8 protein-coding genes are annotated in these 8984 nt (G+C 37.8%); 6 read left to right on the top strand and 2 right to left on the bottom strand.

The genetic code is table 11. The features are described 5' to 3' along the window. Window positions 1-236 precede the first annotated feature (236 nt). Window positions 237-845: a Maf family protein gene (locus HX124_RS17390; protein ID WP_286384323.1), complete on the bottom strand. Its 609-nt coding sequence runs from the start codon at window positions 843-845 to the stop codon at window positions 237-239. 6 nt (window positions 846-851) lie between these two features. Further along, a complete protein-coding gene (locus HX124_RS17385) occupies window positions 852-1235 on the bottom strand; it encodes a DUF2237 family protein (protein ID WP_107009795.1) in 384 nt (127 codons plus the stop codon). Between the two features lie 139 nt (window positions 1236-1374). Here HX124_RS17385 and HX124_RS17380 point away from each other — a divergent pair, with 139 nt between their 5' ends. The 6 genes from HX124_RS17380 to HX124_RS18210 all read left to right on the top strand — a co-directional run bounded on the left by HX124_RS17380 (window position 1375) and on the right by HX124_RS18210 (window position 8828). Beyond that, entirely contained in the window at window positions 1375-2562 is a 1188-nt protein-coding gene (locus tag HX124_RS17380) for a phosphoglycerate kinase (protein WP_286384324.1), read from the top strand. A 227-nt stretch (window positions 2563-2789) separates the two neighbouring features. Continuing rightward, window positions 2790-3050 (top strand): hypothetical protein, encoded by a 261-nt coding sequence (locus tag HX124_RS17375; protein WP_286384325.1) that lies wholly within the window; start codon window positions 2790-2792, stop codon window positions 3048-3050. 135 nt (window positions 3051-3185) lie between these two features. Then, window positions 3186-4154, top strand: a complete 969-nt coding sequence (cas1f, locus tag HX124_RS17370; protein ID WP_286384326.1) for a type I-F CRISPR-associated endonuclease Cas1f — start codon at window positions 3186-3188, stop codon at window positions 4152-4154. Beyond that, entirely contained in the window at window positions 4151-7486 is a 3336-nt protein-coding gene (cas3f, locus tag HX124_RS17365) for a type I-F CRISPR-associated helicase Cas3f (RefSeq protein ID WP_286384327.1), read from the top strand. Before cas1f ends, cas3f begins: the two co-directional genes overlap by 4 nt. A gap of 251 nt (window positions 7487-7737) precedes the next feature. Further along, the gene (locus tag HX124_RS18215; RefSeq protein WP_286418731.1) at window positions 7738-8217 is read left to right on the top strand and encodes a type I-F CRISPR-associated protein Csy1; all 480 of its coding nucleotides are present in this window, start codon (window positions 7738-7740) and stop codon (window positions 8215-8217) included. Continuing rightward, on the top strand, window positions 8196-8828 hold the full coding sequence (locus tag HX124_RS18210) for a type I-F CRISPR-associated protein Csy1 (protein WP_286418730.1): 633 nt from the start codon (window positions 8196-8198) through the stop codon (window positions 8826-8828). The genes HX124_RS18215 and HX124_RS18210 overlap by 22 nt, the downstream gene beginning before the upstream one ends. Window positions 8829-8984 lie beyond the last annotated feature (156 nt).

Genomic DNA, 8984 nt, shown 5'->3' with positions numbered 1-8984 from the left:
AACAAAAGTAGGTCGAGCCTGAGCAAGTCAAAGTATACTTTGACGAAGTGCAAGACGCAGTGGCTAATCCCAAATTTCAACTTTAGATGTAAGATCCAGTTGTGTAAATTTAGCTTTTGCTTTTTTCAGCTATTTAATTTAAATCCAATGCGTAACATCAGTTAATAATTTTAGCCAGCATACGATTTAGATAGAACACCTCTTTTTTATTCAAATGATCATTTGAGATTGAAACTTCAGGGAAGAGAAATCCCCAAAGTTCTTAAAATTTGACACAACTGAATCATCGGCATACCCATCAAAGTAGTTTGATCTTGCCCAATCATTTGTTCAAATAACGAAATGCCTAAACTTTCACATTTGAAACTGCCTGCACAATATAACGGCTGATCTATTTCGATGTAGCGTTGAATTTCTTCAAGACTTAAATCACGAAATTTCACATGATAATGTTCAACCAAAGTCTGTTCAAAACCAGAAGCCAAATGTTGCACACTCAATGCCGTACTGAAATAAACATTTTTGCCTGAATTTTCTTGAAGTTGTTGAATGGCTTTTTCGACAGTTAAAGGTTTGCCAATAAAGTCCTGAGGTGCATGTTCACGCCAAGCAACTTGGTCAGAACCGATTACAATGGCATGCGGATGATCTTGTGCAATAACTTGGGCTTTTTCAAATGCTAGACGTTGAGCTAAATCATCGGCATGCATTTCACCACGTGGGGATTCATCAATATCAGGTGCGATGCAATGATAATCGAGTCGCAAACGATTCATTAAATCTTGTCGTGTTTGACTCGATGATGCCAAAATAATGTCAGGTAAATTTGCAATTAAATTAGACATAACCCGTTAAACTGCATATTCCATTAACACATCTAAGGGAACATAAGAGAGTACTGCCTGATGACAAGCCTCTGCTTTTACACGTGGCGCTTGCCCATCTTGATAGGCTTGAACCCAACGTGTTACACAGATACACCAAAAATCACCTGGTTGTAAGCCAGGGAAACCATGCTCAGGAAGAGGTGTAATAAGATCATTTCCTGTACGTTGAGAATAACTTAGAAATTCTGACGTCATTTCCGCACAGACGGTATGCTGCCCCAAATCACTGGGTGCAGTATGACAAAAACCATTACGAAAATAACCTGTAATTGGAGAAAAACAACAACTTGCCAAAGGGTGACCAAAGACATTTAAACCGTTAATTTTTGGATCAGGATGAAAAGACATAAGCGTATAAAGATTTGAAGTTTGCCCTATAATAATCAAATCTCAACATTTCTACAGCTTTTCTACAAAAGTCGCTAACCTTTTTTGGTGTAATCATTTAGAATCAACGCGATTTTTTATATCTAAAAGAGAGCTATACATGAATTTTCAGCGTATGACTGACCTTGATTTAACGGGCAAACGTGTTCTGATTCGTGAAGATTTAAACGTTCCTGTGAAAAACGGTGTAATTACAAGTGATGCACGTTTACGTGCTGCATTACCAACCATCAAACTGGCACTTGAAAAAGGTGCAGCGGTTATGGTTTATTCTCACCTTGGTCGTCCTGTTGAAGGTGAAGCGAAAGTAGAACAATCATTGGCTCCTGTTGCGGCGTATTTGACGGAAGCTTTGGGTCAAGACGTAAAATTGATTACTGAATACTTAGATGGTGTTGAAGTTGCCGCAGGTCAAGTTGTCTTGCTTGAAAACTGCCGTTTCAACGTGGGTGAAAAGAAAAATAATCCTGATCTTGCTGCGAAATATGCAGCACTTTGCGATGTATTCGTGATGGACGCATTTGGTACAGCGCACCGTGCAGAAGCATCGACAGAAGGTGTTGCACGTCTGGCAAAAGTTGCAGCCGCAGGTCCATTACTTGCAGCTGAGCTAGATGCTTTAGGTCGCGCATTACAAACTCCTGAAAAACCAATGGTGGCAATTGTTGCAGGTTCTAAAGTTTCAACCAAACTTGATGTTTTGACTTCACTTTCTGATATTTGCGACCAAATCATTGTGGGTGGCGGTATTGCCAATACTTTCCTTGCTGCTGCGGGCTTCAATGTAGGTAAATCATTATGTGAAAATGATTTAATCGATACTGCAAAAGCGATTGCTGCCAAAGTTTCTGTACCACTTCCTACAGATGTAGTGGTTGCTGATGCGTCAGAAATCAATTTTGACGATTTCTTAGGTTCACTTGCTGCAGCAAAAGCTGTGGTGAAAAAAGTTGAAGATGTAGCAGACAATGACATGATTTTGGATGTCGGTCCAGAAACTGCAAAAGCCTTTGCTGAAATCTTAAAAACATCAAAAACCATTCTTTGGAATGGTCCTGTAGGTGTATTTGAAGTAGATCAATTCGGTGAAGGTACTAAAACACTTTCATTGGCGATTGCTGAATCTGAAGGCTTCTCGATTGCAGGCGGTGGTGATACTTTGGCTGCGATTGATAAGTACGAAGTTGCAGACAAAATTGGTTATATCTCAACTGGCGGTGGTGCATTCCTTGAGTTTGTGGAAGGTAAAACACTACCTGCAGTTGCGGTACTTTTAGAACGTGCTTAATACGTTTCTAAAAATTTAGATGTGAAAGGGTTGGCTTCGGCTAACCCTTTTTTAATTATTTAATCAATCATTTATATCAGAAATACGATATGAAAATATTTATAATTAGAAAAACTTAATAGTATTGGACTGATTGATCCGCATAAACTGTAATTACTCAAAAATAACCTGAAATTCTGCAACAAAATTCTTTTTTAAATTAACAATCAAATTTAGGGGAGTAGCACATGAATAGAATCAATATACAATTTTATAATCAAACAAAATACCCAGTGACCGTGTTTCTTGAATTTTCTACAGATGAATTTGTCTTAAAACCTGACGATAAAATTCGCATTTGTTGTGAATCTAAAGAGGAAATTTCGATGATTGAATCGAGCATGATTGATTCAGAATATGTTGTGGTTTATGTCCCTTTCTACTGTCAGGCCACGGTTTATTTCAATGATGATTATGTTTGGAGTATGGCGGAAAGTTTTTGGTCTTAAATCGACATTGTATAAAAATGATCATGAATCATGCAGTCAGACGACAAAGAATGTCGCAATAATTCTCTTTTGTATTTGTGCTGTTTAAAAAACATGCTATCTATAAGTACATGTACTTGATGATAATAAATAGCAATGGAACAACTTAACCCATCAGATTTAAAAGCCATATTACATTCTAAACGTGCCAATCTTTACTATCTTGAACACGCCCGTGTTATGCAAAAGGATGGTCGGGTGCTGTATCTAACCGAAGCCAAAAATGAAAATCAGTATTGGAATATCCCCATTGCCAATACCACCGTAATCATGCTGGGCACAGGTACATCAATCACGCAAGCTGCGATGCGGATGCTTGCTAGTGCAGGCGTGTTGGTGGGCTTTACAGGTGGTGGCGGAACGCCTTTATTTATGGGTTGTGAAATAGAATGGATGACGCCGCAAAGTGAGTATCGCCCAACAGAGTATATGCAAGGATGGATGCAGTTTTGGTTTGATGATGCAAAACGTCTTGAGGTCGCAAAACAGTTCCAATTGGCAAGAATTGAATTTATTAAAAAGGTTTGGTCTAAAGATCGAGATTTAAAAGAATATGCTTTTCATACAGATGATCTGGATATTCAAACGGCACTCAATGGTTTTAGCAATAAAATTCCACAAATCAAAAAAGTCGGTGATTTGCTCCTCGCAGAGGCAGCAACGACCAAACAACTTTATAAGATTGCTGCCACACGCACAGGTTTAAAGGATTTCAGTCGTAACCCTGAGCAGGGGGATTTAGCCAATGATTTTTTAAATCATGGCAATTATTTGGCTTACGGATTGGCTGCAACCACGCTTTGGGTTTTGGGGATTCCAGATGGTTTTGCAGTGATGCATGGTAAAACTCGCCGTGGGGCTTTGGTGTTTGATGTAGCTGATTTAATTAAGGATGCTGTGGTTTTGCCTTATGCCTTTATTTGTGCCAAAGAGGGGATGAAAGAACAGGAGTTTAGACAACAGCTATTGCAGAAGTTTACTGAGCATAAGTGTTTGGATTGGATGTTTGATCAAGTTAAATTGCAAGCTTGCAAAAATCATGATGTAGATGGTGAAGCACTATGATAGTGACATTCATTTCCCAATGTGAAAAGAAAGCCATTTCACGGACACGCCGTGTTTTAGATGCCTTTGCCGATCGTATTGGTGATAACACTTGGCAAACCGTGATTACCGAAGATGGTTTGATCGCTGTGAAAAAGTTACTGCGTAAAACGGTGACCAAAAGTACAGCGGTGAGTTGTCACTGGATTCGTGGACGACGACGTAGTGAGTTGCTGTGGATTGTGGGAAATCGGAATAAGTTTAATAGTGAAGGCATAGTGCCTGTGAATCGAACTAAAAAAGCGCTTAAATTGGATCATAGTGATACAAATTGGCATTCCGCAACGTTAATTTCATTGATCAGTCGAATAGCTGCGTTATTTCATGATTTTGGTAAGATTAATCCATTTTTTGCGGCTAAATTAGCTAATGCTCATAAAGCAAAAAAACCGATTGCAGATCCATTTCGGCATGAATGGATTTCATTACGATTATTTGAGGCATTTGTTCGTTCATGTGGAATAGAAGATAAAAATTGGCTACTCAAGTTAAGTGAAGTGTCATGTGATAATGATTTAACTTGGTTGAGTGGTTTAATTAAAGATGATGATACTCAAACTTATCATTCACCATTTAAAGGCTTACCACCCATAGCAGCATTAACGGCATGGTTAATTGTCTCACACCATCGTTTACCAATCCCCAATAGCTTATTAAATAAAGATCCAAATGCGGATAGAAAATATTTAGCATCAAAATTTAAAGATGTTATAGAAGATCTTAATTTTAAATGGTGTTATCCGCGGCAATATTTAGATGATGATAAAAATAAAGCGAAAGAGATAAAGCAATGTTGGAATATTCAAGTTGAACATATCCCATTTAAAAGTTCAGAATGGTGTAAAGAAGCTCGAGCCTGCGCTGTTAAATTATTGCAATTTTTATCTTTGCCAAATTTACCGAGCTTAAATGATCCATATGTCAGCCATATTTTACGTTTGGTGCTGATGCTCTCAGATCATTATTATTCAAGTTGTGATGCTACGCCTAAATGGCATGACCTTAGTTATAAAAGGTTCGCCAATACAGATAAATTTGGAGAATTAAAACAGCCTTTAGATGATCATTTGATTGGTGTAAGCCAAAATGCAAGACAGCTCATGGGGGCAATGACCAGATTACATGAGTTATTTGATCGTTTACCTCAACAAAAAGAATTGGAAGGTAAAACCACCAATTCCTATTACCAATGGCAAGATAAGTCCTATCAAGAGGCAAAACTGATACAAGACAAGTATCCAAATCATGGATTTTTTGGTGTGAATTTGGCTTCTACAGGTCGTGGAAAAACACTTGCTAATACTAGAATCATGTATGGTCTGGCAGACCCAGAAAAAGGGGCACGTTTTAATATAGCTTTAGGTTTACGAACATTGACCCTGCAAACGGGTAAGGCTTTACGTCAAAAATTAGATTTAGATGAAACCGATTTAGCCATTATGGTAGGTGGTGGAGCAGTTAAAGAAATTTTTGAACATTACAGCCAAAAAGAATCTTCAGAGATTTTGGAGGAACAATTAGAGAATTTAGATCCGAAACAAAACCAATTTTTAGCAGAAAATATGGGTTCTGAATCTTTAATTGGCTTGTCAGATGATGAAAGTTATGTGGATTATGATGATCATGAAATTGATTTTGAAGGTATCTTAGATAATCAACATATGTTTGCAAAGTGGTTGAAGGGCAATCATCAAGTCAAAAAAATGCTGATGAGTCCAATTTTATGTTGCACGATTGATCATTTAATTCCAGCAACTGAAAGTACACGAGGTGGCAAACAAATTGCACCAATGCTTCGGTTAATGTCCTCTGATTTGGTTTTTGATGAACCTGATGATTTTTCTCCTGATGATTATTACGCTTTGGCGCGTTTGGTGTATTGGGCTGGTTTAATGGGGAGTCGCGTACTTTTATCTTCAGCAACGTTAATGCCGGCGGAAATTAATGGTCTATTTTTAGCCTACAGCTCGGGACGTAAATTTTATAATGCAAATCGTACCCAAGCAGATCAACCGATCATAGCAGCATGGTTTGATGAAAATAAATCAAGTATTTGTCATGAGGTGATTCCATGCCATGCAAATATAAGTACTACAGAGGTGGATGCGAGTTTTAAAAAGGCGCATTTAAAATTTACCAAACAACGGATTGAATATTTAAATCAACAATCATCTGAAACTAAGCGTCGTACAGTTGAATGGGTGGGGTTACCACAAGAGATTGCAATTAAAGAAAAGTGGCAGGATATATTTACAACGAAGATTCTTACGACAGCTTTTAAAGCACATCACAAAAATGCACTGACAGACTTTAAAACAGGAAAACAATATAGTGTGGGATTGGTGCGCTTTGCCAATATTGATCCTTTGGCAAATATTGCACAACAACTCCTAAAGCAAAAGATTGATCCAAATATTCGTATTCACTTATGTGTTTACCATTCACGATTTCCATTGTTAATACGTGCCAATATTGAAAAATATTTAGATGAAATTTTAGATCGCAATCAAGGGAAACAGCCGCATGATCATCCAATGGTTCAAAGTTGGGTACAGCGATATCCTGAACAACAACATATTATTTTAGTTTTGGCTTCGCCTGTGTGTGAAGTTGGGCGAGATCATGATTATGATTGGATGATTTTAGAACCATCATCTATGCGTTCTATTATTCAGGCTTCAGGACGGGCTAGAAGACACCGACCTGAAAAATATGATCAAGCCAATATTTTTTTAATGGAAAGTAATATTCGGCATTATAAACATACAGAGAGTGCGTGTTTTTCAAAACCTGGATTTGAAGCATCTGAATTTAAGTTTCAATCAAAAAGACACTTTTTAAATGGTACAGCTGAAAATGTTGATAACGGCTTGATTCGTAAAAGTCATCTTCAGCAATTAGATGCAATACCAAGATTACAACAACCTTCAGCAGCATATCTAAAAAAGTATTATGAGAAATTTGGATATCCCAATTTAGTGGATTTAGAGCATGATCGAATGCACCATATTTTATTAGGGCAGGGAATTAGCCCTGATATGCGAGGAAATGGTAGTTCACCAATAAAATTTCCAACATACGATTTTTGGAATACGCCTATTCACTATACAGGGATTTTGCAACGCTTAAGCCAATTTAGACAATCACAATTGGAGCAATTCATGGCTTTTAGAGCTGAAGAAGATCAGCATTTAGAGCTATATGAATATAACGACAAAACTGGTAATTGGTTAAAAAATGAAACTTCATTATGTCGAATTGAACTATCGGAAAATGGGCAGATCCATTGTTGACCAAATCAATAGCCTGAACAAGCGCTCTTGAAATATTTAGATACAAATCCAAATGATCGGACTTGGATTGAAAACTGCGGGCGATATTTAAGTTTAACTTTACCTGTGCTGAAAGAGCAAAGGAAATGGATATATCACAATTGGCTTGGATTTATCAGGGAGTGACCCTGATAAATCTAGACTTCTAAGCTGCCTATATGGCAGTGAACAGGTAAGAGATTAATAACTAGGATAAATTAAAATGGGGTACTATGAATAAAGAAATAGAGGGAGTTCAAAACTCCGAACCTGCGACCATTCGTGAGTTGATTGAGCAGTATATTCAAGGTCGTTTGAATGAAAAGCTTGAAAAACTCAAAGCGGATGATGTGGCAGAACGAGAAAAACTGTTAGAAAAATATCAGACTGAAACATGGCTTGAGGATGCAAGTTTACGGATCAGTCAATTACGCTTGGCAACCCATACACCCAAACAGCACCATCCTGATTCTAAAGCATCGGCAATGTTTTATAACGTGGCTGAAATCACACACAATTTTGTGGGGTCGCAAGGCTTAAAGCTTGAGGCAGATGTGATTGGAAATGCAGCAGTATTGGATGTGTTTAAATTACTGCGTTTAAAGTTTAAAGATATCACCTTATTGGATCGCTTATTAAATGCTGAAACTGATTTTATTGAAGCACTTGCATTAAAAAAGATGAAGCTGAGTTGCGTTTTCAACGTTTTTTAGCATTTAGTCAGTTACCCACAGAGTTAAATGCAGGACGGCTATCGAAACAGGTGTTATTTCCTGTTGAGCAAGGTGAGTACAACACACTAGTCATACTTTATCCAAGTGCTTTGGTTCATCGAGCTTATCAGCAAATGTCTGATGATCGTTTTAGTGATGAAAGCAAAAAACTGCGTGAAGCGCGTTTTAAAAAGCTACATCAGGAAAAAGAAAGTCGTGAGTATCCAAATTTATTGGTACAAAATTTTGGTGGCTCTAAGCCGCAAAATATTTCACAGCTAAATAGTGACCGCCGTGGTTCGATGTGGTTACTGCCTTCAATTCCACCAACTTGGCAAGGTCAAATTGTAGAATTGCCAAAAGGGCATTCAGTATTTAGTGGCTATTTAACCAACCGTAAAGATGTGAAACCTTTATTACATAAAATCATTGCATTATATCGTAAGGAAGATCGTCAAAATAATGTCGATTTTCGGGATCAACGTGATGAGTTAGTAGCTCAGTTAACCCAACCTATTGTGTTTGAGCCAAATCCTAACCATCTCACACCCTTACTAATGCGGATTTGCTTGATCTTATTAGGGCGACCTGTGCTTGGGTGCGTTACGTAGTTGCCTATTTGAAAATTCATCTTAAACATGACCACCTCCCAACTGCTTACGAATCGTTGCAGGTACCACACAACCATCCAACTCGCATTGTTTTAAATACGCATCAGGTTGTTCAAATGGATCTGGCCATTCATTGATGATGGGCGTGTTCAACGG

The organism is Acinetobacter sp. 226-1 (genome assembly GCF_030329325.1).
GTDB classification, from domain to species: domain Bacteria; phylum Pseudomonadota; class Gammaproteobacteria; order Pseudomonadales; family Moraxellaceae; genus Acinetobacter; species Acinetobacter sichuanensis.
The sequence above is the reverse complement of the archived record's forward strand: the minus strand, read 5'-3'. Positions and strand labels throughout refer to the sequence as shown.